The 23,631-nt window shown below is 42.9% G+C and carries 25 protein-coding genes and 1 pseudogene; 15 read left to right on the top strand and 11 right to left on the bottom strand.

The features are described from left to right. Positions 1 to 206: 206 nt before the first annotated feature. The gene (gene cobO / locus G3T18_RS11380) at positions 207 to 815 is read left to right on the top strand and encodes a cob(I)yrinic acid a,c-diamide adenosyltransferase (RefSeq protein WP_224410673.1); all 609 of its coding nucleotides are present in this window, start codon (positions 207 to 209) and stop codon (positions 813 to 815) included. Positions 816 to 858: 43 nt separating this feature from the next. Here the strand turns inward: cobO and G3T18_RS11375 are convergent, their stop codons facing one another. The 6 genes from G3T18_RS11375 to G3T18_RS11350 form a co-directional block, all read right to left on the bottom strand. Beyond that, a complete protein-coding gene (locus G3T18_RS11375; protein WP_224410672.1) occupies positions 859 to 1,440 on the bottom strand; it encodes a hypothetical protein in 582 nt (193 codons plus the stop codon). A gap of 600 nt (positions 1,441 to 2,040) precedes the next feature. Continuing rightward, positions 2,041 to 3,027 (bottom strand): RNA polymerase sigma factor, RpoD/SigA family, encoded by a 987-nt coding sequence (locus G3T18_RS11370; protein ID WP_224410683.1) that lies wholly within the window; start codon positions 3,025 to 3,027, stop codon positions 2,041 to 2,043. A 693-nt stretch (positions 3,028 to 3,720) separates the two neighbouring features. Then, positions 3,721 to 5,448: a helicase HerA domain-containing protein gene (locus G3T18_RS11365; RefSeq protein WP_224410671.1), complete on the bottom strand. Its 1,728-nt coding sequence runs from the start codon at positions 5,446 to 5,448 to the stop codon at positions 3,721 to 3,723. A 264-nt stretch (positions 5,449 to 5,712) separates the two neighbouring features. After that, entirely contained in the window at positions 5,713 to 6,507 is a 795-nt protein-coding gene (locus G3T18_RS11360; protein ID WP_224410670.1) for a glutathione S-transferase family protein, read from the bottom strand. Positions 6,508 to 6,695: 188 nt separating this feature from the next. Then, positions 6,696 to 6,875, bottom strand: coding sequence for a hypothetical protein (locus tag G3T18_RS11355; protein ID WP_224410669.1), 180 nt, complete (start codon positions 6,873 to 6,875; stop codon positions 6,696 to 6,698). Positions 6,876 to 7,068: 193 nt separating this feature from the next. After that, the gene (locus tag G3T18_RS11350) at positions 7,069 to 8,202 is read right to left on the bottom strand and encodes an acyltransferase family protein (protein WP_224410682.1); all 1,134 of its coding nucleotides are present in this window, start codon (positions 8,200 to 8,202) and stop codon (positions 7,069 to 7,071) included. A 255-nt stretch (positions 8,203 to 8,457) separates the two neighbouring features. Between G3T18_RS11350 and G3T18_RS11345 the strand changes: the two genes are divergently transcribed. Continuing rightward, positions 8,458 to 8,892: a nucleoside deaminase gene (locus G3T18_RS11345; RefSeq protein ID WP_224410668.1), complete on the top strand. Its 435-nt coding sequence runs from the start codon at positions 8,458 to 8,460 to the stop codon at positions 8,890 to 8,892. 187 nt (positions 8,893 to 9,079) lie between these two features. Here the strand turns inward: G3T18_RS11345 and G3T18_RS11340 are convergent, their stop codons facing one another. After that, positions 9,080 to 10,456 carry an NB-ARC domain-containing protein gene (locus G3T18_RS11340; RefSeq protein ID WP_224410667.1) on the bottom strand — a complete coding sequence of 459 codons (1,377 nt, stop codon included), beginning with the start codon at positions 10,454 to 10,456 and terminating at the stop codon, positions 9,080 to 9,082. Positions 10,457 to 10,726: 270 nt separating this feature from the next. Here G3T18_RS11340 and G3T18_RS11335 point away from each other — a divergent pair, with 270 nt between their 5' ends. Beyond that, positions 10,727 to 10,996 (top strand): hypothetical protein, encoded by a 270-nt coding sequence (locus G3T18_RS11335; RefSeq protein ID WP_224410666.1) that lies wholly within the window; start codon positions 10,727 to 10,729, stop codon positions 10,994 to 10,996. A 178-nt stretch (positions 10,997 to 11,174) separates the two neighbouring features. Here the strand turns inward: G3T18_RS11335 and G3T18_RS11330 are convergent, their stop codons facing one another. The 4 genes from G3T18_RS11330 to G3T18_RS11315 form a co-directional block, all read right to left on the bottom strand. Then, on the bottom strand, positions 11,175 to 11,390 hold the full coding sequence (locus tag G3T18_RS11330) for a hypothetical protein (protein ID WP_224410665.1): 216 nt from the start codon (positions 11,388 to 11,390) through the stop codon (positions 11,175 to 11,177). Positions 11,391 to 11,546: 156 nt separating this feature from the next. Then, positions 11,547 to 12,956 carry an NAD(P)(+) transhydrogenase (Re/Si-specific) subunit beta gene (locus G3T18_RS11325; protein ID WP_224410664.1) on the bottom strand — a complete coding sequence of 470 codons (1,410 nt, stop codon included), beginning with the start codon at positions 12,954 to 12,956 and terminating at the stop codon, positions 11,547 to 11,549. A 364-nt stretch (positions 12,957 to 13,320) separates the two neighbouring features. Next, positions 13,321 to 13,614, bottom strand: coding sequence for an NAD(P) transhydrogenase subunit alpha (locus G3T18_RS11320; protein WP_224410663.1), 294 nt, complete (start codon positions 13,612 to 13,614; stop codon positions 13,321 to 13,323). 146 nt (positions 13,615 to 13,760) lie between these two features. Then, positions 13,761 to 14,897 (bottom strand): Re/Si-specific NAD(P)(+) transhydrogenase subunit alpha, encoded by a 1,137-nt coding sequence (locus G3T18_RS11315; RefSeq protein WP_224410662.1) that lies wholly within the window; start codon positions 14,895 to 14,897, stop codon positions 13,761 to 13,763. A gap of 287 nt (positions 14,898 to 15,184) precedes the next feature. Here G3T18_RS11315 and G3T18_RS11310 point away from each other — a divergent pair, with 287 nt between their 5' ends. From G3T18_RS11310 to G3T18_RS11260, 12 genes and pseudogenes are all read left to right on the top strand, one after another. Beyond that, the gene (locus G3T18_RS11310) at positions 15,185 to 15,727 is read left to right on the top strand and encodes a DUF2808 domain-containing protein (RefSeq protein ID WP_224410661.1); all 543 of its coding nucleotides are present in this window, start codon (positions 15,185 to 15,187) and stop codon (positions 15,725 to 15,727) included. A 123-nt stretch (positions 15,728 to 15,850) separates the two neighbouring features. Continuing rightward, on the top strand, positions 15,851 to 15,988 hold the full coding sequence (gene rpmH / locus G3T18_RS11305) for a 50S ribosomal protein L34 (protein WP_224410660.1): 138 nt from the start codon (positions 15,851 to 15,853) through the stop codon (positions 15,986 to 15,988). A gap of 62 nt (positions 15,989 to 16,050) precedes the next feature. Beyond that, the gene (gene rnpA / locus G3T18_RS11300) at positions 16,051 to 16,425 is read left to right on the top strand and encodes a ribonuclease P protein component (RefSeq protein WP_224410659.1); all 375 of its coding nucleotides are present in this window, start codon (positions 16,051 to 16,053) and stop codon (positions 16,423 to 16,425) included. Further along, positions 16,397 to 16,789: a PH domain-containing protein gene (locus G3T18_RS11295; protein ID WP_224410658.1), complete on the top strand. Its 393-nt coding sequence runs from the start codon at positions 16,397 to 16,399 to the stop codon at positions 16,787 to 16,789. Before rnpA ends, G3T18_RS11295 begins: the two co-directional genes overlap by 29 nt. Positions 16,790 to 16,931: 142 nt before the next feature. Next, positions 16,932 to 17,228 (top strand): annotated as a pseudogene (locus G3T18_RS25930) (zinc ribbon domain-containing protein); the annotation flags it as partial. A gap of 82 nt (positions 17,229 to 17,310) precedes the next feature. Beyond that, positions 17,311 to 18,462 (top strand): membrane protein insertase YidC, encoded by a 1,152-nt coding sequence (gene yidC, locus G3T18_RS11290; protein ID WP_224410657.1) that lies wholly within the window; start codon positions 17,311 to 17,313, stop codon positions 18,460 to 18,462. A gap of 20 nt (positions 18,463 to 18,482) precedes the next feature. Further along, the gene (locus G3T18_RS11285) at positions 18,483 to 18,968 is read left to right on the top strand and encodes a Jag family protein (protein ID WP_224410656.1); all 486 of its coding nucleotides are present in this window, start codon (positions 18,483 to 18,485) and stop codon (positions 18,966 to 18,968) included. Between the two features lie 143 nt (positions 18,969 to 19,111). Next, positions 19,112 to 19,603: a YceD family protein gene (locus tag G3T18_RS11280; RefSeq protein WP_224410655.1), complete on the top strand. Its 492-nt coding sequence runs from the start codon at positions 19,112 to 19,114 to the stop codon at positions 19,601 to 19,603. A gap of 56 nt (positions 19,604 to 19,659) precedes the next feature. Next, positions 19,660 to 21,174, top strand: coding sequence for an AAA family ATPase (locus G3T18_RS11275; RefSeq protein WP_224410654.1), 1,515 nt, complete (start codon positions 19,660 to 19,662; stop codon positions 21,172 to 21,174). Between the two features lie 30 nt (positions 21,175 to 21,204). Next, complete coding sequence (locus G3T18_RS11270; RefSeq protein ID WP_224410653.1) at positions 21,205 to 21,657, top strand: SH3 domain-containing protein; 453 nt, start codon at positions 21,205 to 21,207, stop codon at positions 21,655 to 21,657. 413 nt (positions 21,658 to 22,070) lie between these two features. Continuing rightward, positions 22,071 to 22,247 carry a hypothetical protein gene (locus G3T18_RS11265; RefSeq protein ID WP_224410652.1) on the top strand — a complete coding sequence of 59 codons (177 nt, stop codon included), beginning with the start codon at positions 22,071 to 22,073 and terminating at the stop codon, positions 22,245 to 22,247. A gap of 276 nt (positions 22,248 to 22,523) precedes the next feature. Next, on the top strand, positions 22,524 to 23,594 hold the full coding sequence (locus G3T18_RS11260; RefSeq protein ID WP_224410651.1) for a peptidoglycan-binding domain-containing protein: 1,071 nt from the start codon (positions 22,524 to 22,526) through the stop codon (positions 23,592 to 23,594). Positions 23,595 to 23,631 lie beyond the last annotated feature (37 nt).

Raw genomic sequence — 23,631 nt, 5'->3', positions numbered from 1 at the left:
ATTTCGACCTACTAGAGCGATTCATCGCGTAGACTTTAGTTCTACTCGCTATCAACTATTGTACTAATGTTCTAGTTTCTTCTCAATCAAAGTCGCCGTAGAACGGCGAGGCTTTAAACCCAATTTTTTGGTAAGAGATAAAAGCCCGATCGCTAGCAATACTAGTTGATGTTGGATAATAGCGATCGCTGAATTTATCCATTTCTATGACTATAGAGACTTCAGAACAATATAAGCGCAAGATGCAGCGACGCAAGGAAGTACAACAGCAGCGCGTAGCGGAACGCTCTGTTGAAAAGGGTTTGATTATCGTTCACACTGGTAATGGTAAGGGAAAAACTACTGCTGCGTTGGGTATGGTAATGCGTTCCCTCGGTCACGGTTTCCGAGTGGCGATCGTCCAATTTATTAAAGGTGCTTGGGAACCCGCAGAAAAAGCTGTCCTCTCTCAGTGGAAAGAACAACTCGTTTTTCACGCGATGGGAGAAGGCTTTACTTGGGAAACTCAAGACCGCGAACGAGATACCCAAAAAGCAATTGAAGCCTGGTCAACGGCGTTAGAATATATCTGCAATCCAGACTTCAAATTGATCCTTTTAGATGAGATTAATGTTGCTCTCAAACACAATTACCTTGATGTGCAAACTGTTCTCGCTGGACTAGAAGAAAAACCCACTGATACTCACGTTATTCTTACTGGTAGAGGCGCACCTTCAGAATTAATTGCTCAAGCGGATTTGGTTACTGAAATGACTTTAGTAAAACATCCTTTTCGCGAACAAGGAGTAAAAGCACAACCGGGTATTGAGTTTTAAAATTCTTAACGTCCCCAGACTTGACTCTGGGGACTTGTTATGTTTATTCCCAAACTACTTCTTGATAATTGTTAATACAAGTGTTGAGCATCCGCTCGTCATTATCGCTGATATTGCTAATGCGTTTGTAGCCTTCTAATGCTACTGTCCGAGGAGCTTGACCGTTTGCTGTAGCTATGGTTGAAGGTACTTCTTGTAGTGCAATTGAGTGGGAATAGACAGCCTCTTCGTAAGGATCGACCACACTCAAATTCATTTGTTCTGGTGCGATCGCGCCATAAAAACAAGCATATTCTGACCGAGGCTGATAAAAAGCACCGATGGTTTTACCATCTCTTACCTCAAATACCAAATATTCGTTACCGATTTGGTCTGCTTCTGAAGTATTTCCGTAAAGATATACTCCATCAGGTATACTGCCTAAAGAATTATCTTGTTTTGTATTACTTAATGGCAAAATTCCTGAGTTCGCAAGCAAACTTTTCTGTTCGGTTTTCGGTGTTTCTGTCGCCCACGAATTTAGGGGAAAGGTACCAGTATTTACTAGCCCAACACTTAGCACAATGCCTAGATTTAATAGCAAGTTTTTTGGTGTAATTGCTGCCAAATTCTTCTGTAAAGACATTTTTCCCCCCGATCTGTTGATAGCCTACCCGTATACTATTAATTTACTTGATTTTGAGTCTTATTTTTTCCCCCAAAAGGGTGAATTGTCTTGCTCCTGAAGCTCGATTGTTGATTAGAAAAAAGTTTCTTTTATTAAGTATTTTTTCCTATTTTTAAGTTCTCACGGCTTGTGTTCAATAAAATAAGGCTCTGTGACAGTTTAATTTCTGAACTATTAGCTAGCTTCAGTTTGCTCTCAGTGAATTTCGTAAATGGGGATTGGGGATTAGGGACTGGGGACTGGGGATTGGGGACTTGGGAGAGGGGGTTTTACCTTACCAGTTATCAGTTATCAGTAGAAATTGGAGACAAGGAAGAGGGGGAAGACTTGGGAGAGGTGGAGGATAAACTGTTTATTGGTAACTGTTCAGTGTTTACTGTTCACTGTTTACTGGTAACTGTTCAGTGTTTACTGTTCACTGCTTACTGGTAACTGCTCACTGATAACTGCTTACTGTTCGCTGTTCACTGATAACTGAGTCCCCAGTCCCCAGTCCCCCTAGAAAAAAAGCGGTAGGGAAAAACCGCTACCGCTTCAAATTTTTTGAGTTATTTACAGCTAACTGGCTGCAATGTACTCGCGCACATTTCCTCTACGTCTACGCAGTTGAGCTAGTGCTTGATGTTCGAGTTGACGCACGCGCTCGCGAGAGAGGTTGAGTTTCTTGCCAACTTTCGCCAGAGATAACTCTTTTCCATCTTCTAAACCAAAACGTAGAGACAATACTGCTCGTTGTTGAGGTGTTAACTCGGCGAGCATATTTTCTAGGTCTTGGCGCATTGATTCCTGAGTAATATAATGCTCTGGAGATGGACCACTGTCTTCGAGTAACTCGGAGAGTTCGGTATCTTGGTTGTCTCCAACGCGTACGTCAAGAGAAATAGGTTGACGCGCAATGCTCAAATACTCTCGGATTTGCGATGGTTCTAAGTCTAACTCCTTGCCAATTTCGCTGGGAGTAGCGCTACGTCCCAGTTGTTGGGAGAGTTCTCGCTGAACTTTTTTGATTTTATTCAGTTTTTCAGTAATGTGTATGGGTAGGCGAATGGCGCGAGCTTGTTGGGCGATCGCTCTGGTGATCGCTTGGCGTATCCACCAGTAAGCATAGGTGGAAAACTTATAGCCCCGCATCGGATCGAATTTCTCGACACCTCGCTCTAATCCTAATGTCCCTTCCTGAATCAGATCCAGAAATTCCATGTTGCGCTTTTGGTATTTTTTGGCGATCGCTACTACTAAACGCAAGTTGGCTTCGATCATCTTACGCTTCGCCCGATTACCTTGTCGCACGGCTTTCTCTAGTTCGGATTCGCTCATCTGAACAAATTCTGCCCACTCTTTGTCAGTGGGTTCGCGATCGAGCTTTTGCGCCAATTCTTCTTTCTTCTCTAACAAGGACATCATTTTCTGTACTTGCTTACCAAAGACAATTTCTTGTTCGTGGGTAAGCAGAGGTACTTTACCTATCTCATGCAAATAAGTCCGTACCATATCCGCCGAGAACATAGGTTGTTTGGTTTCTTTGTCAATTTTGGCAGTGGGCATTTGTACAGTAGTGACTCCTAAACAAGCAACAAGGATAGTCGCTGGGGTTGACCAGGTCGGGAATTGCTCGTTCTCACCTTTGACGATAGTTATCGTTGTCTTGGTAGAACATCCCGCAAAAGAGGTAAACACTGCCTGCTCTCTTGCGTTGGCGCAGGCAGCAAGGTGTTTATCGATGTTGAGTTAAATGCGTTTAAATTACTCCCTTTAACGTTTATTAATTTGCTTCCTCCACTTCCACTACTGATGGTTGAAAAGGAAACGATTAACTTGAAGTCAGTATGAGTTTACTTTATTTCCTATCCTATTACAAAATTAGACGGTCGTAAAGGTAAAAAAGTTCATTAACTTTTGTAACTACTAGCAGACAAGCATTTGATGACTCAAAATCTGACCACAGCCCAACTCCAACACTCTCCTATTACCATAATGACTTAGCATTCCTTAAAAGAGTAGGGTTAGCTGAGGCGGATCGCCGAACTAATTTCGAGTTATAATGGTGAGTCAACCGTAAATTGGGGATTGGTGATTAGGGACTGGGGACTGGGGACTGGGTTCAGTTATCAGTGAACAGGGAACAGGGAACAGTTTATCCTCCCCCTCTTCCCTCTCTTCCCCCTCTTCCCCCTCTTCCAAGTCTCCCCCTCTTCCCAATACCTAATCCCCAATCACCAGTCCCCAGTCCCCAATACCCTAAAATCCCAAATCAGCCTTTGCTGACTCGGCGGCGACGAAAAGGCGATCGCTAGGCATATCTTCCCAAGCTGGATCGCCGATTTCGTCGTAGAATGTTTGATCGTAGGGGCGAGTTCTTACTACCACTGGCATCGGTACAGCATGACCCAAAATTAAAGCTTGTTGTTTAGAATCTAGTTTCGCCAAAACCGATCGCAAACTCATTCCTCCGGAAACGCCTGTAAAAATAGCATCAATATCTTTATCGTCATTCAGCAAGCAAGTAACGCGAGTCCCTACTTGAGACATCACTTCCGAATCGATACCTGAAGGACGCTGATCGACAATTAATAAAGTAACGAAGTATTTTCGCATTTCACGGGCGATCGTGCCGAAAATCGTTTGATTAACAATCTTCGAGTCAAGGAAGCGATGGGCTTCTTCAATAGTAATCACCAATTGACGCGGGCGATCGAGGGGATTTTTCGATTGTAAAAATACTTCCGCTTTGCGAACATATTCTTTGTGAATGCGGCGGGTAATCATATTCGTTACCAGCATATAAGAAAGCATATTCGACTGGGAACCAAACTCGATTACCACGTGCTTACCTGCATCGAGACACTGTAAAATCTGCTTGATGTAGTTGTGGCGGCAAACAGAACGCATATATTTGAGATTATTGAGACGCATCAGTTTGCGCTGTAATGCCATGATCGAGCCTTTGTGACCTTGTTTTTCGTTACAAAAGTCGTTAATTTCCTCGTTAGTCATGTTAATTAACTGGATAATCCAGGAATTGCCAAATTCACCTGCAAGGATATTGGCGTTATCCAGGCTAGCATCGGAAAGTCCTAATTCTCCAGAAACGAGTCTCAAATCTTCGATGTCGATTTGGTCATAACTAAGATAAAGTTCTTGGGCATCTCCGACACCACGACGTTTGGTAGAATCGGGATCGAGGGTATAGATTTCTACTTGTCCAGGAAATAACTGACGTAAGCCTTTAACTGTACTAAATTGTTTCCCTTCGCTGACAGCTTCCCAACCATATTCGGAGTGCATATCAAACATTAGGTTAACTGCGGCTTGCTTGCGGATAATCCCAGAAATTAGTAAGCGTGTGAGAAAGGATTTACCTGTACCAGATTTCCCGAAAACGCCGTTACTGCGTTCGACAAAGCGATCTAAGTCGATGCAGACGGGAACTTCCATATCGAGGGGTTTACCGACAGAAAAGTTACGTTTGTGAGGATCGTCTTCCCAGCCGAAAACAATGCGAAAGTCTCGTTCGCTGGCATCGTATACTTGACTAAAGTGAGAGGGAATTGTTTTAACTGGTTGTAGCTTGAGTTCTCCCCCACCTTGGGCTTGAAAAGAACCGAGGGAGGTGTCTTGGGAGTTTGTTGACAGTGCTTCTGGGGCCTGCTTTTTAAAGTAAGGCGTTTCTGGAGTTAACATTAACATGGGCGAGAGTTCGACCGTGCCGAAGGTGCCGCTACCTGCGAGAATTTCTTGGAGGAGATCGTCTTCTGGGTTCGGAGGATTAGCTAAAATTCTGAGATTAGAAGTTCCGAGTTCGACATCGGTAATCAAACAGAAAAAACGCGATCGCCTACCTTCTACTACCAGAAATTTGCCCACTCGCATATCTTCTACTGAGACATTTTCGTGTAACCTTATTTGTAATCCTTGGGAAAGAGAACCTTCAATTACAAAGCCTAGGGGAGTGTCTGGATTAGTCATTGGTAACTCTAAGTAAGAAACGAATAAGCTTAGGGGATTGGTGACTGGGGAGAGGGGGGAGGAGGGGAGACAAGGGAGAGGGGTAAGAGGGGGGAGAGGGGGAGGATAAACTGTTCACTGTTCCCTGGTAACTGTTCACTGATAACTGAACCCAGTCCCCAGTCCCCAGTCCCTAGTCCCCAGTCCCCAGTCCCCAGTCCCCAATCCCCAATCCCCAGTTACTTCTAGCCTACAGCTTATTGTCGAAAGGCAACCGACAGATGACTAATCAATTTCAATCGAAGTTGGTGCGGAACCAGTGGTAGTTGCAGTCGCAGCTAGGGGTTTGCGGAATTCAGCGTAAAGGCGATCGCGCCAGTTGAAAAAGGTTTCGTAGAGACTATTATCTGCTAAAGTGGGAATTCCTTTACCTTTTAGTGGTTCGGGAATATCGAGATAAGGTCCGTCAGGAAACTTAATTACCATAGTTAGCCCTGCGACGGTAAAATCTGCCAAGGTGGGATAGTCGGCGATTAAGTAAGGACTGTCTTCTAATAGCAAGCAAAGTGCTTCTAAATCTTGTTTAAGACCATCTTTGGCTTTTTTGACTGCATCTGCACCCAAACCAACTCCAGTCCCTAAAACTTCTAAAAGTTCCCCAGGTACAGCGCTAACCAGGGTTTTCAGGATATCGGGTGTATTGCTAGGTAAAATCGAAGTACGGAAGTTAGGATTTTGGTTTAATGCGCCAAATAAAGCCTTGCGACCTTTAGTTCCGAGAGATTCATCCGCCCACTCTTCCATTAATAAGCATAGCCCTCGTTGCTTCGGATCGGCAGGTATAATCGGACGTTCTGGATATTGACGGTCGAGATAGAAAGCAATTTCGGTAGAATCGGCGATAATTGTCTCTCCATCCTTTAAAACCGGAACCTGACGCTGACCGGATTTTTGGAAGACTTCGACTTGTCCAACTCCAGGCGTTACCTCAATTTTACGGTAAGAAAGACCTTTATAATCGAGAATCAAACGTACCTTTTCTGAATAATGAGACATCTCAAATTGGTACAACTCCAGCATTGAGTTTCTCCTCGTCTTTGTAAAACTTAACACTGCCACTTTAGCGCTTCTGAGGCGATCGCTGCTGCTATTTAGGCAAATTTTTCTGGATAATTAAGAAAAACAAAAAAATAGGCTGGTATTTACTAGCCTAAATTTCACTCATACTATTGGTTCTAGGATATTGCTAGGTTTCTCACAGAAAAAATCTATTTGACTACAGTGACTAAACCGTGTCGCAACCCGTAAAATACTCGCTTGATTAAAGTACGATCCTCCTCATCCAAATCTCCGTTAACCAACATCCTTGTCATTAATTGTTGCTCCCAAGGAGAAATGCGACGAGAGGATAAGACTTGAGCGGCGAGTTCTTCAATAGTATTATTCATCTGACCTAAAACCTTTATTATCTTGGGGATCTCAAAAAAAACTTATATGTTTAATATGAACTGCTTTCCCATCGCCCCGTGCGATCGCGTACCATTTTCTTAGGTGACAATAAAGGCTATCTTGTGCGATCTAGGTCACTGCTATCCTGAAAATATTATGTTTTGAGGACATTTTTTCGGCAATTTTGGGAGATTAAACTTTGAAAAACCAACCTTTGCGATATAGTAGGTAAAGGATCGACCACCAAAAGAGAACACTGGCGATCGCAAATAACAACGAACCATTGAAATCTCCTGCCCAAGGTCGGAAAAATGTTTCGTAAATCCAAGTATACATGCTTGGTGCATCCTCCCCAAGACCGATTTTAGTTTTGTACAGCAAACGCACAACTAAACCGGAAACCACAAAGACAAAAATCGCATTCAAACCCATCACCTGAAACGGAAAACCCCAACGACGAATGCGACGGACTTCGATTAATTCGTAACAAGCTGCGAAAATAAGTAAAGCCCAACCTGCGCTAAATAGTACATAGGAACTTGTCCAAAGTTGTTTATTAATCGGGAAGACAAAACCCCACAGCCAACCTAAAATTAAGCTACCAATTCCCAATAATAGCAAACCCATGCTCGTGCGAGATTGAATAGGTTGGTTGCGTATCCAGTCACCAGCGAAATAGCCTAACAAAACTGTCACCACGGCTGGTAAACTGCTAAATAAGCCTTCGGGATCGAAAGGTCCCCCTTTGTAGAGATGGTTGCTTCCTAAAATTACGCGATCGAGATAACCTGCTAAATTAGCTTCCGGAGTTAAATTACCTGCGCCATAACCCGGAACTGGGATAAAAATCATTGCTAGCCAGTATAATAATAAAATTGCGGCTGCGAGTAGCAAAAGCCATTTTTTTCGTAAATTTAAGATTGCTAATCCAGCCAAAAAGTAAGCAACACTAATGCGTTGCAAAACACCCATAATCCGAATATTAGATAATTCCGAAATAGGCGTATCATTTAGCAACCAATCCATCACAATTGAAGAACCGTTGAGTAATAAGCCCAAAGCAAATAAAATTAAACTGCGGCGAATAATTTGCTTATATGCGTCAGACTTCGGCTTTTTACCCATTGTATATTTTGCCAGGGAAAAAGCCATAGCCGTCCCGACAATAAATAGAAAAGCAGGAAAGACTAAATCCGTCGGTGTAAAACCATGCCATTCCGCGTGGAGTAGCGGTGGATAGACAGCAGCCCAACTACCAGGGTTGTTAACTAAAATCATTCCGGCGATCGCCAGACCGCGAAATACATCCAGTGAGATAAGGCGCATACACAATCCAGAACCCGCATTCTCATCATATCTCACACCAGATAGAGGTTAATTTATACTTATTTTTTCTTTATTATTCCAGTTATTTCCTTGACAAATTATTCTAAATGTGTATTAAAGTTTAATTTTCTAATTGCCAGAGAATAAATTAGCCAGAAACTCACCTCATTAATTAAATAATTAAATATCTCCCCTAGCCTAGAAAAGCTCAATATTTCCTACTTAAATTAGCCCAAAAATACGAACTCAAACAACATGAAACACGAAGAATTTATGAAAATAGCATTAGCCGAAGCTAAAAAAGGAGATACGCCCTTTGGTGCAGTAATAGTTAAAGATAATCGCGTAATTATCCAAGGACATAATACCACCCAAATCGACAAAGATGTTTCCGCCCATGCCGAAACAAAAATCTTGCGTAGCTTAACAAAAAAGCTACAAAAATATTCCTTAGATGTCTTAGAAGGCTATACACTTTATACCACCTGCGAACCTTGTCCCATGTGCGCGGCTGCTTGTGTTTGGGCTGGAATTTCGGAAATAGTTTATGGCGCTTCAATTAAAGACTTAATTTCTCTTGATAAGCCCCAAATTGATATTTCTTGCGATGAAATTATTGCCAAAGGATTTAGTGAAATTAATATTGTTAAAGGTATCCTCCGAGATAAATGTTTAGCGTTATTCAAGTAAATTTACTGCTTATTTTTATCGCGCAAAGGCGCATTCGGCGGAGCCGTTCTCGCAGAGTAGGCGCAAAGAATTAATTGATTTTTGGCAAATAATTTTAACTGAAAAAGACAAATAAAATAGCCCGCGAAGGAGTAAGTTTGTTCGTGTAGCCGCCCGTTTACGGGTTCGGTTACTTTAGAGTAAACGATCAAATATAAATTTCCCTAGAAAAAGCTTTTAGTACGGGTGATAGAGTGTAAAAATTTCCTTCTTGTTCTAGCCAACAGCGCCGTAATAAAGATTGTAGTGCATTTAGTAAATCAGATGATAGCATTTCGCTATTTTCTAGCAATCTTGCTAAGTTCATAGGTTCATTTTCTTTCGCCAACAAAGATAAAACTTTTTTCTCAATTTCGGATAAGCGAGTATACTGTTGGTGTAAACTATCTTTGACATCTTCTGGTAGAAACAGGGTATTCTCTGTTAATAACTCACTTACGCATTCTCCTAACTCTTGAAGCAGAGTAGCGACACTTTTTAACCATGATGGATTACCTTGGTAGAGATTAACGATTGTTTCCCAGTGTTCAATTTCTGCTAAACCATACTCTCGCAATATTTCTTGTCCGGCTGCCATACTTAAACCTGTGATTTGTAAACTACGAATTGGTTTAGTTGTGCTTTCAGTTTGAGAAATTTCTCTTGGTTGTTCCCAACCGATTAAGAGAAAACAGCTTTGGTGAGATAATTTTTCTATTCGTTTAAAGAAAGCTCGATAATCTTCATGTTCAGGCTTATATTTTCCTGCTAGTTCACCACTCATCAAGAGATTTTGAAAATCATCCAGAACAACTAAACAACGATATTCCTGTAAATATTTAATTAGAGATAAACTTTGTTGATTATTAATAGGTGGATCTAATTTTTCTGACTGAGAAATAAATTGTATTAGTTGCGCTTGAAATTTCGTTAAAGTGGGTAGTAATTCTAGACTGCACCAAATTACATACTCAAACTCGTATTTTATTTGTTGTACGAGTTTCACCGCTAGTGTTGTTTTCCCAATACCGATGATGCCAGTCAGCGCTATTAGGCGACAGTTTTGTTGTAAAATCCAGGTTGTGAGAGTTTCCAGTTCAGAAACGCGATCGTAGAAAGTTCCTAATTCTGGCATCTCGCTTAAATCTTGAAATAAATTTGGAGCGTGTTTTACCGGAGATGTTTCTTTGTTAGATGAATCAGTGTTGTTTGTTTCGGGTGGATGTCTTCCTTCTCCACAAATGTTAAAACTACCGCTCACATTTTGTGCAAAGTTTAAAAGATTAGAAATTTGCGACCTTTTTATTGCAGATAGAAAATTAGATTTGTTAACTTCTTCTCCTAACTCTTCCGAAAATATTTCCCATAATTGAGAACCAATTTGTCTAACATGACTTTCAGAACAATCAAAATCCGTAGCTATTTGCTTAAATGTTTTGCGTTGTATCGTTCCTCGCACTACCGCATCTTGTAAAGTGCTAAGGTGCTGACCTGTTTTGGTAAATACTATCTCATCAGCAAGTTTCAACATTTGTTCAAGATTCATCGATATGCTCTGGCTAATGGACGCATTTTGTGCATTATAACTTACGTCTGCTAACCTTTTCATACATTTTTGTACAAAACTAGACTAGAAAGAGTCAAGTCGGTGAAAAGTGCGAGCAAAATTGAATATTTTTGACCTAGGCAAAGCCAGAAATTTTTTTTGACTATAGAAGAAGGTAAAGAAAGAGTTTAGATGCTCAAGGTTTAGCGTTTTAAACGTTTGATAGTTTGTTAAGTCAATATTGTTCAATGGAGTCAGAAAAAAAGTAAAATGAGTAACTGGTATCCTGGTGCAAATCGTTGGGAAAATAAAGGCTCTTATAAAGTCAAATATAAACTTGATAGTAACGGTAAGTGTACTGATATCCTTATGGCTCGTTCAGGTTTAAGTGATAAAGAAGCTGATAACGACCACATTCATATTTACCGAGTTGGTGAAACTGCTCAAGGTACTACGTTTAGAGACGACCAAGGTAAGTTAGAGAACTTATCTGACTATGACATTAAACAGATTCTTTCGGGAGCGAGACCTCTGTTTTAAAAGCCCTCACCCGGTCAGGGTGGGGCTATACGGATGAAGCCCGCGTTTGCGGGCTAAGAGAAAATTCTGGTTCCCCGGCTCTGCCTTGTGGGTAGGGGTGTAGGTTGCCCCTTTAGCCTGAAGAAACAAACCTCTCCCCCAGCCCCTCTCCTGCGAGGAGAGGGGATAATTTAGCTAATTATGCACCAAAATGATTAATTACTCCGGTTGGGGGGTTAGGTTGTTTTGTGGTGAGAAAATTTTTGCTGGTGTTCGGACAAGGTTGGTTGATTGTGTTAGTATATTTTTTAGTAACTGGTAACTGGCGCTTCCATCGCTCATTTTTTCTGGCGGTGGAGGCGTATTTATTTTTTTGGGGATGTGCTGGCTCTGCGGGCAGGGTAGGGGCAACCACGGGGGGAGGGTTCCCTACGGGTGGTTGGGGATGGAGGCGGAGCCTCCGGGAGGCGTTACCCGGCGGAGCCGAGTAACGAGAAGAGGGGGTGTGTGGTTGGGGATGGAGGCGGAGCCTCCGGGGGGCGTTACCCGGCAGAGCCGAGTAACGAGAGTGTTACAATTGCTTGACTTCGGAGGCAAGTTGTGCTACTGCGTCTTTGGCGCTGCCGAAGAGCATCATGGTTTTGTCTTTGAAGAAGAGTTCGTTTTGTACGCCGGAGAAGCCTGCGCCCATGCCGCGTTTGATGACGATCGCGTTTTTGGCTTTGTCTACTTCGAGGATGGGCATCCCGTAAATGGGGCTGGCTGAGTCGTGACGGGCGGAGGGGTTTACTACGTCGTTGGCTCCAATTACTAGGGCGACATCGGTTTGCTCGAATTGAGGGTTGATGTCGTCCATGTCGTATAACTGGGGATAGGGTACGTTTGCTTCGGCGAGTAGGACGTTCATGTGTCCTGGCATCCGTCCGGCTACGGGGTGGATGGCGTATTTAACTTCTACGCCGAGCTTCTCTAATTGGTCTGAGAGTTCTTTGACGGCGTGTTGTGCCTGGGCTACAGCCATACCGTAACCGGGGACGATGACGACGTTACGAGCGTAACCGAGCATCATGGCGGCTTCTTCTGCGCCGACGGTACGAACAACTTGGTCGGTTGCTGTTCCGCTACCACCACCTGCGCCGCCAGTTGTGCTACCGCCTCCGAATGCACCAAAGATGACATTTGTCAAGGTGCGGTTCATGCCTTTACACATGATGTCGGTGAGAATTAAACCGGATGCGCCGACTAATGCTCCTGCAATGATGAGCATATTGTTCATGACGACGAAGCCAGCCGCGCTTGCTGCTAATCCGGAGAAGGAGTTGAGCAGGGAGATGACAACTGGCATATCGCCACCGCCAATGGGCAGGACGAATAAGACTCCTAAGATGGCGGAAACGGCGATCGCGCCCAAGAAGACTAATTGATTCCCTGGTTCGACGAACAAATAACCGCTCAATACCACAAAACCGATTAAAAGTAAAGCATTAACCAGTTGTTGCAAGGGAAATTGAATTGGTTTACCGTCGATAATTCCTTGTAACTTACCGACAGCAATCAAGCTACCAGTAAGGGTTACACCACCGATTAAGATACCGAGGATTACAGTAACAGTAGCATCGAGGGGAACACCTTGCCCCGACTGTAACAAGCGCCAAAACTCGCCAATAGCGACTAGGGCTGAAGCAGCGCCACCCAAACCATTGAGAAAACCAACCATTTGCGGCATTGCCGTCATTGCGACTGCGCGTGCAGCGATCGCGCCGATCGCCGAACCGATCGCAATACCGAGTAAAATCATTTGGTAGTTGAGTACCTGGCGATCGAGTAGGGTAGCCACGACAGCAATTAGCATCCCAATCGCTGCGAGTAAGTTACCATTACGGGCGGTTGCTGGCGAACCTAATTTTTTCAGTCCGAAAATGAATAAAGATGCGGCAACTAAATAGCTTAGTTGAATTCCAGTTAGCAAAAATTCGCTCATATTTGTTGTTAGTTTTTGAGGGTTAGTTAGTAACTTTTTGCCTTGAATTTCTCGGCTGTTTTTTTTAGCGCTAAAGCGCTTACTACGAACTTAGTTTTGGTGAGTGGCGCTGTTTTTTTTAGCGCTAAAGCGCTTACTACGAACTTAGTTTTGGTGAGTGGCGCTGTTTTTTTTAGCGCTAAAGCGCTTACTACGAACTTAGTTTTGGTGAGTGGCGCTGGTTTTTTTTGTGCTGAAGCGCTTACTACGAACTTAGTTTTGGTGAGTGGCGCTGGTTTTTTTTGTGCTAAGCGCTTACTACGAACTTAGTTTTGGTGAGTGGCGCTGTTTTTTTTGTGCTGAAGCGCTTACTACGAACAAACTCTTAAGAAGGTTTGGCTTCCTTTTTCTTGAACATTTGCAACATTCGATCGGTGACGAGGAACCCACCCACAACGTTAATTGTGGCTAGTACCACAGCAACTAAACCTAAAATTGTTGTTAATTGGGACTCCGTAGAACTAGAAATCAGCAAAGCACCAATTACCGCAATCCCAGAAATAGCATTTGCGCCGGACATCAAAGGAGTATGAAGCGTTGGTGGTACTTTATTAATGACTTCAAAACCCACAAAAGAAGCTAAAACAAACACAAACAAACTTGCTACTATTGCTGCCATAAATGAAAATTCTCCTTGTTTTCGAGGTCAGAAATTAGAGGATTGAGGAGCGAAATTTTCAGCTCTCATTTGTCTAGATTTGCTGGCGATTGGCGCAGTAGCGCCAGCGCCCTATCGGGCGATCGCTAGCAAAAACCAAATTCGATTTAGACTCGAACACCGAGAGCATCTTTAACTCGTTGATTGCGAATTTCGCCAGCATAAGTAATGCAAGTGCTAGCAATAATATCATCTTCAAAATCCAACTTTAACTCGCCATCTTTCAGCATATATTGCAAGAAAGTCGAGATATTTTTCGAGTACATCTGACTAGCGTGTACGGGCATTGAAGATGGTAAATTAATCGGTCCAATAATCGTCACCCCGTGACGCTGGATATCCTTACCAGCCTCGGTTCCTTCGCAGTTACCACCTTGTTCGCCAGCCAAATCAACAATTACCGCCCCTGGTTGCATTTGTGAAATCATTGCATCAGTAACCAACACAGGAGCCTTTTTCCCAGGAACTTGAGCCGTAGTAATCACGACATCAGAAACAGCTACGCGATCGGCGATTAATTCCTGAGAACGTTTTTTAGAATCCTCAGAAACTTCCTTTGCATAACCACCATCAGCCACCGTATCTTCATCGAGTGTTACCTCAACAAACTTAGCACCGAGACTTTGAACCTCTTCCTTCACCGCAGGACGAATATCAAAAGCTTCCACCACTGCACCCAAACGACGCGCAGTCGCGATCGCCTGTAAACCAGCTACCCCTGCACCAATCACAAACACTTTCGCAGGGCGAATTGTTCCGGCTGCGGTTGTCAGCATCGGGAAAAATTTCGGTAAAGCAGCAGCAGCCAGTAACACCGCTTTATAACCAGCAACTCCAGCTTGAGAAGACAGCGCATCCATACTTTGAGCGCGACTGGTACGCGGGATCAACTCCATCCCGAAAGCCGTTACTTTTCTGTGAGCTAATTTTTCCGCTAATTCTGGCTTACCCAGAGGATTGAGCAAAGAGATCAGATTAGCACCTTCACGTAATCGTTCGATTTCCTGCTCTTTCGGGACACCAACTTTGAGTAAAACATCTGCCTCGTACCAAAGAGTCCCTGTATCGGCAACAATTTTAGCACCAGCAGCTTCATAAGCCTCATCAGCAAAAAAAGACCCTTCGCCAGCGCCAGACTCAACTAAAATTTCCCAGCCTTGCTTGACTAACTTGGCGACAGTATCCGGGATCAAAGCAACTCGACGTTCGCCGACTTCAATTTCTTTAGCGATCGCTATTTTCATGAACTCTCCTTCTTTGTATGGACAGGAAAACTTGCAAAGGATGAAATAATCTGGTTGTAGTAATCTTTACCTAGAGCTAAAAGTGTTTGGGGAAGCTATCAATCCTTTCTTCTTGCATCCTATGTCGATCCCCCAAATCCAGCAATAATTTTTAGCTTGTCTTATACATTTACTGGGGATCGGTAGTAACTTTGAGTGTAGAGCATTAATTTTAATTGATTCTGCTAAACTCTAAAATGAGTAAACTTAACTAATATCCAATTACCTTGACATTAAGTTTTTTCTCTATGTTCTCGACCAAGACACCTTTACCACGTTTTCTTTCTACTTTAATCGCAACTGGTTGTTTAGTTACCGGCGCGAGCAGTATCGCTCTTGCTCAGAGCAACCCTGGTTTAACAATCTTTAGTGGTGTAGAAAATCGCTCTGATATTCTCAACTACTACTTAGATTTTGGCGGACGACCGAATGGTTGGGATCGCTATCGGCTGCGGATTCCGGCTAAAAAGTTAGAGTTAGGTGTAGCTCAGTTTACAATTAATTATCCAGATTACTACGACGGTAAGTTTGACACCGATGATATTGAAGTGCGGGTGAAAGGCGATCCCGTTCCTTTGTCAGAAATCGTTTGGGATAAAGACAATCATCGAATTCATCTTTATCTGGATGAGCCGATTGAAGCACGTACTCAGGTAGAGTTAGTCTTTTCTAACGTGAAAAATCCACCTTTTGGCGGTACTTACTATTTTCACGCTTTAGCTCAAGCACCGGGAGACATACCTTTACCTCGTTATTTAGGGACGTGGATTTTAAGTATTGGCAGAAATTAACTAACAGTAGTAGCGTAGCGCCAGGTCGGCACAGCCATCGCTCTTTTGGCGAAGTTATTCTCCTGGTATAATTAGGGATTGTGGCATTTTTTAGCTACAAAAAACATACGGAGGAAATAAATTGTGACTAAGCGGACCTTAGCAGGTACAACTCGCAGACAAAAAAGGAAATCTGGCTTTCGCGCGAGAATGCGTACCAAAGACGGTCGTCGTGTGATTAACGCCAGAAGAAAAAAAGGAAGGCAACGTTTGAGTGTCTAAGGACAAAAAAAGCTTAAAAAATCCAAACAGAGAAAAAAAGCTGGTGGGAGAAAAAAAATAGTGTGGCATTGCCTTTCGCCAATAGACTCCGACATCGGCGAGATTTCCAAGCAGTTTATCAGCAAGGAATTCGCCGTTCGGGGCGCTATTTGAAATTGCGGGCGTTGTACTCAGATAGCGAAACTCAACCTGCCCGCATCGGCATCTCCATCAGCCAAAAAGTTAGTAAAAAAGCAGTAGTACGCAATCGCATCAAGCGCCAAATTAGGGCAGCTTGCCAAGTCTTGTTACCTCAAATCTCAGCAGGATGGAAAATAGTAATCGTGGTGCGATCGGGAGCGCAAGAGTGCAAATATGAACATTTTTTGCGAGAATTAGAGAAGTTGTTGGTACAAGCCGAGGTATTAGATGGGCATAAAGGAAGAAACCTTTTATGAAGGCGGTCCCCACATCGGAGATTTGATTATTAATATTTTGTTGGGATTTACAGTAATCTGTTTACCGCTCACTGTAGGGGCAGTAGTGCGGGCGTTGTGGTTGCGCTATCGCATCACCAACCGTCGGATTTCGATTACCGGGGGTTGGATGGGACGCGATCGCACCGATATTGTCTATGCGGAAATCGTCAAAGTAGCTAAAATCGCACGCGGAATTGGACTTTGGGGCGATATCGTTGTTACCCTCAAAGATAAAAGTCGCCTAGAAATACGAGCAGTTCCCAGACACAGAGAAATTTATGAATACATTGCCGAAAAAGCAGCAGCGAAAACAGGTAAATCCCTCGAATCAATTAAAGTTTAGTAACTGGCGATCGGCAAAAATTACTCGGCAACGAGATTCTGAATTAGAAAAAAACAAAGATAGATAATATACCATAAAAAGTGCCAACTTCAGCAGAGTAATCCGAGATATTCTTAAGTGAGTAGGATGGAAAAATGATGTTTATGTTGCTGAAGTAGCTCGTAGATGCACTTCACAAATTTGCCCTAATTTTCAAACCTATACAGGCAAAAAAGACTTTTGTGTCAGGATTAATTCTTGTTCTGAATGTGGATTTGAAGTAAAAAGGGACAAAGCTTCTGCAATGATTATCGATCGACGAGGGTTGAATAGCATTGAAGTAGGGCTGGACGAGTCCGAAAGGAAACTGTCTGCTGAATGCGTACTGCCAGGGATTTTGCGTCTAGGTAAGTGCAACGCAGAAAATCTCGATCGCGAGATCGAGAAGCTCACGCCATAATCTCTTTGATTTGGCGTGTGGAGAACGTCACATAAGTTAAACTTGAAAAAACTTTACAGCACCAAGGCTTGAGTTCAGACGAATGGATTTTGGTATCGGGTTTCTCACCAATAATGTCATGCTACCAATCCTGGATTTTTTCTACGGGATTGTGCCTAGTTATGGCTTTGCGATTATTGCCTTAACACTGGTAATTCGCTTTGCTGTGTTTCCCCTCAGTGCGAATCAAATTCGCAATATGAGGAAAATGCGGATCGCACAACCGCTCATGAAGGAGCGGCAAGAAGAAATACAAAAACGCTACAAGGATAATCCAGAAAAACAGCGCGAGGAAATGGGCAAACTCATGCAAGAGTTTGGTAATCCTCTGGCGGGTTGTTTGCCCCTGCTGTTGCAAATGCCGATTTTGTTTGCTTTATTTGCGACTTTGCGGGGATCGCCCTTTGCTGATGTTAACTACAATGTAAACTTACAAATCTTTCCTCAAGAGCAAATCGAGCGTCTTGCTCCCCAAACCTATACGACTAAACCGCAAAATATTTACATCAATGATGGGATTCATTACCCCATTACTGCTGTTTTACCTGCGGGAAATAAATTAGTTGTTGGGGAGAAAACAGAAGTTGAGTTTCAAACTTCCGAAGGGAAAGAACTTAACAAGTTAGTTGCTGAAAAAGGTAAAGGCAATCTCCAACCGAGATGGAAAGTCACTAAAGGAGAAGAACGCCTCCAGATTAACGAAGATGGAACAATTGTGGCTCTCGAACCGGGAGATGCAACGATTCAGTTGACAGTTCCCGGAATTGCAGCTAATGAAGGATTCCTCTTTATTCAAGCTCTCGGCAGAATTGGGGCTACCGGAGAAGATGGCAAAATCCATTGGGATATTCTTGGGATGGTCATGTTCTTCGGAGTTAGTTTATACATTAACCAGTTACTTTCTGGGCAACAAGGAGGAGGCGGTAACGCTCAACAGCAGCAGACAGTTAATAAACTAATGCCGATTTTGCTATCGGGTATGTTTCTCTTCTTTCCCTTACCTGCTGGGGTGTTGATGTACATCGTCATTGCTAATGTTTTCCAAACTCTCCAGACGTTTATTTTGATGCGCGAACCATTGCCAGAAAATCTGCAAAAATTGGTGGAAGCGCAAGAAAAAGCAGAACAGGGAGAACGGGAAGCACTTCCTTTTGAACGGAAACGTTCTAAGAAAAAAGAGAAAACTTCAGGTTAGATATTAGCAATAAGGCGATTATGGATCGAATCGAGCAAGGCCTTTTATGGTTGGAAGAACTACTAGCTTTGATGAATTTACCTGCTAAAGTAAAAGCATCAGAGCGAACGGGTTGGGGCGAATCAACATCAGGTTGGTTGACTATTGACGAAACTGACCTTACCCCAGAACAAATTGCGATCGCGATTGGCTCGCAAGGGGAAACGATTGATGCTATGCAATATCTGGCTAATACCTTACTGAATATCGGTCTCGAACGAGAAGAGCAAAAGGCGTTTACAATTGAACTCGATGGCTATCGCCTCCAACGGGAAGCAGAATTAAAGGCAAGAGTGGAAATTGTTGCCCAAAAAGTTCGAGAAACAGGTAAAGAAGCAGAAATTTCCTCTTTATCGGCGGCGGAACGCCGTCAAGTACATCACTTTTTTAAGTCGGTTGAAGATTTGTCCACTTACAGTCGGGGTCAGGAACCCGATCGCCGTTTGGTGGTACGCTTGCGTGAGTAAGGTTGTGAATTAGGTTTCAGACTAAGCTGGTTGTAAGATGTGTCTAGAAAATCAGTAAGGATAAGTAAGTTTTGCTTGCTGTAATTATTGACAGCAAGCATTGCTTCCGCCGTTCCCGTGGTTGGTACGCAGGAGGAGAAAAAATGTCAGCCATTTATATTCCTCAACTACTGAAAGCACCAGAAAAAACAGAGGTGATTCAGGTTCAGGAATTTATTCCCGGTTTGGAAACGCTTACACCTGTGCGAGGAACTGTTGTGGTTACTCATCGAGGTACTTATTTGGAAGTAGCTGGGAAAGCAGAAACGATCGTTACTTTGACTTGCGATCGCACTTTGCGACAATACAATCATCGCTTGGTTGTGGATACAACTGAGTTGATTTGGTTAGATGAAAATGCTAATTCTACAGAAAATTTGCCTCTGGAAAGAGAAGTAAAATCAGAAGATTTATCGGAAAGTTTGTCTCCTCAAGGTTATTTTCAAGTTCAGGAGTGGTTATACGAACAATTGTGTCTGGCTTTGCCTTTACGTCAGTTGTCTGATGAAGAAGGTGAAGTGCTCAACTACCAAGAAGAATCACAAATCGATCGCCGTTGGGCGGCTTTGGAAGCGCTGAAAAAACAGCTTTCCTAGTAGGAGACGGAAAAGAGCGGCAATTAGCTAATAGTGATATCTAAATAAATGTAAAAATGAGCTTCTACGAAGAGTTTGAACTACTTCTGCGTGCTTGCTATCCTTTGATTTATATTCCGACTCCCGAAGAAGAACGAGTCGAAGCAGCGATCGCGCAATCTGCCAAAGCTTTGGGTAATCGAGCCGTGTATATTTGGGATTTTGTTGATGGCTATCAAGATAACCCCAATAATGCTGGCTTTGGTAAGCGCAATCCTTTGCAAGCACTAGAATTTGTCGAAAAAATCCCGGCGAATTCGGCGGGAGTGTTTGTCTTGCGAGATTTTCATCGTTTTTTAGAAGATATTTCGATTTCTCGCAAACTCCGCAATTTGGCTCGGAGTTTAAAGTCTCAGGCGAAAAATATTGCGATCGTCTCACCAACACTGGCTATTCCCCCGGAGTTGACAGAAGTGCTGACAGTGTTGGATTTTCCCTTACCTACAGCCGGAGAAATTAAAGCGGAAGTTGAGCGTTTGCTTAGTGCGACTCAGCACTCACTTCCAGAGAAAATTTTAGCTGAATTAGTTCGCTCTGCTCAAGGGCTTTCTTTAGAGCGAATTCGGCGAGTTTTGACAAGAGCGATCGCCGCACGTGGGGAATTACAACCTGAAGATGTAGAATTAGTTCTTGAAGAAAAACGTCAATCAATTCGCCAAACCCAAATTCTCGATTTTTATCCCACAACTGAGCAAATTTCCGATATTGGCGGCTTAGATAACTTAAAAGATTGGCTCTTGCGGCGAGGTGGTGCTTTTAGCGATCGCGCTCGTGCTTATGGTTTACCTCATCCTAGAGGTTTACTCTTAGTAGGTATTCAGGGAACCGGAAAATCCCTTACCGCAAAAGCGATCGCCCACCATTGGCATTTACCTTTACTACGCTTGGATGTCGGGAGACTCTTTGGGGGACTCGTCGGTGAATCTGAATCGCGTACTCGCCAAATGATTAGTTTAGCCGAAGCCTTAGCTCCCTGTATTCTCTGGATTGATGAAATTGACAAAGCTTTTTCGGGAGTAGAAAGTAAGGGCGATGCTGGAACTACTTCCAGAGTCTTTGGTACATTTATTAATTGGCTCGCCGAAAAAAAATCTCCGGTATTTGTCGTCGCCACAGCGAATAATATTCAAGCTTTGCCTCCGGAAATGCTCCGCAAAGGCAGGTTTGACGAAATTTTCTTCGTAGGTTTGCCCTCCCAAGAAGAACGTCAAGAAATTTTTGCGGTACACTTAACTCGACTGCGCCCCCATAACTTGAAAAGTTACGATCTAGAGCGCCTTGCTTACGAAACTCCTGACTTTTCCGGTGCAGAAATTGAACAAACACTGATCGAAGCAATGCACATCGGTTTTAGCCAAAACCGAGACTTTACCACCGATGATATTTTAGAAGCCGCTAGCCAAATTGTCCCCCTCGCCCGCACAGCACAAGAACAAATTCAATTTTTGCAAAATTGGGCAGCCGCAGGTAAAGCACGTCTTGCTTCGAGAGACAGCGTGTTAAGCGATCGCATTCAACGTCAACTTCAGTAATTTTCTCGTTTCCTCTGGTGGCTAATAGATATGAACGCAATAATTAAGGGTTTATCAAGTTTATTACAATTGTTCCTCGGCGTTATTATTGGCATTCTCCTGCTCGGAGCAACTGCGGGTGGTGTAGGTTATTACTTTTTGACTAAATTATCTGCTCCCCCAGCTAAACCTGTCTTTGCTGAAGAAAAGGCGAACAAAACAACTGCGGCTAATCCTGCTGACTCAGCTACCGAGACAGAAAAAGAAGCACAACCAAAAAAAGAAAAACTACCACCAGGAGCTTATCAAGCTAGGGTAACTTGGCCCCAAGGATTAAGCTTGCGCGATACACCTTCAGAAGATGCTAACCGTATCGGCGGTATCGCTTTTAATAAAGAAATTATTATCCTCGAAGAAAGTGACGATCAAAATTGGCAAAAAGTCCGCATTCCCGATACTGATGAAGAAGGTTGGGTGAAGGGAGGAAATGTAGAAAAAATTTAGCTTGATTGTGTGAGAAGCCCACTCTGTAATTTTTAATTCCGAGTGGGAGATGTCACGAAGAGTAACTTTTCCCAGAGCGATCGCGTTTCGTCGTTTTCGAGTTGGAGTGCGATCGCGTCTTTATTTCCAAGTTACTGCATCCTGAGTGGAGATCCTTCGCTTCGCTCAGGATGACACCATACACACTTTATATTTTCTGTCAATATCTAAATCTTAAAGTTTTACAAACTAAAGATAATTTCTTTTCTTACCCATACTTAAGCAGTAAATTATGTAAAGAAATTTAGCTAAATCTAAATCTTGATTGCAATACCAAGCTCAGACTGCATCGCCAGGAAAACAGAGTGATAACTTGAATAAACATTGTTTTTTAGATGCAAATTTAAGAATTTAGTCGAGCAAATAATCAAATTATGTACAACAAAAAGACAGATAAAGACCTTTTGGGTGCTGCTCTTACGGCTTCGGTGGGTGCTGGAATCGTCACTTCCTTTGCTGTTAGTCAAGGTCAACATCCATTAATAGCATTGGCAATTACAGGTATAGCCACTTTATTTGCAGTGATTTGCTACAAGTCAGGAGTAGTTTAAAGGCATAATTTGCCGAAAAATTCCGTAAAAAGGCAATAGCCGCAGTTTTCTCAGCCAAAGCTAGATTTAATTTAGCTTTGGTTTTTTCCGTAAAAGGAAATTTTGGCTTAAGATAGGAGACTGAAACCAAGTCCAATTGACGAAGAGAAGGGGTAATGTTAATGCTCTGCGCGGAAAATTCCCCAAATAGCTCTTTGGTCAATTCGTTAAATTTTACTTTCCTAACAAGAGAAAGATAACCTGCCCATTTATTGATTAAGATAACCTCCGGAAATTATGGAAACTCTTGCTTATCTTCATCTTGCTTTAGTTTACGAAACAGAAACCAAAAGCCTTCCAAATAGCGTAGTTAATACCTACTCGCTAGAAAAATCTTTTCAGGAAATCATTGACTCAAGAATCTTTTGTCAAGGTAAAATATATTTGCTATCCTTGATTGTAGCTTTGGGAATCTTAGGAACAGCAAGCGAGGCGCTAGCACTACTCAGACAAGGGAATCGCGGACCAGAAGTTACGGCAGTGCAAGTACGCTTACAAGAGTTAGGTTATTTCAAAGCTCGCGCTACGGGTTATTTTGGCGAAATCACCAAAGATGCAGTGATTCGCTTTCAAAAAGATCGGGGATTAACACCCGATGGTATTGTCGGACCGCAAACCGAACTTGCTCTCGGTAGTGCGACAACTCAAGCAGTCGCACCTAGTCCTCCTAATGCAGTACAAATTATCAAAATAGGCGATCGCGGCGCACAAATCCAAACTCTCCAAACAAGATTAGCTCAAGCAGGATTTTACAATGGAGAGATTAACGGTGTTTTCGATGCTCAAACTGACGCTGCGGTGCGCCGTTTTCAGCAAGCAAAAGGATTAACCGTTGATGGTTTAGTCGGACCACTTACTATTGGTGCTTTACCCCCATTAGCCGTTGGTGGCGGAAACGAACGACCTTCTCAACCTTCTCAACCTTCTCAACCTTCTCAACTTTCCCTTCTGCGTGCGGGTACCCAAGGAACGATGGTGGCAGAAGTACAACGCAATTTGCAAAGTTTAGGTTATTTTCGCGGTCAGATTAGTGGTAACTTCGACATAGATACCGAAGAAGCTGTCACGAGATTTCAGCAAGATCGAGGTTTGCGTCCGGATGGTGTTGTTGGGAATAATACTTTCCAGGCTTTACGAAATCCTTTTCCTCAAACTAAGGTACAAGAGTTACAGACTCGGCTTAAAACTGCGGGTTTTTATCAAGGTCAAATTGATGGACTTTGGGGACCGCAAACTCAGCAAGCAATTGAGAAAGCACAGAAAGCTTATGGCATTAGTTCCCAAGATTTAGTAAATGGTAATTACTGAAAAAAGCAAAAAAACTGGGCAAACCACCCAGTTTTCT

It is taken from the genome of Oscillatoria salina IIICB1, from assembly GCF_020144665.1.
Lineage (GTDB): Bacteria > Cyanobacteriota > Cyanobacteriia > Cyanobacteriales > SIO1D9 > IIICB1.
This window is presented reverse-complemented; position numbering and strand designations above follow the sequence as displayed.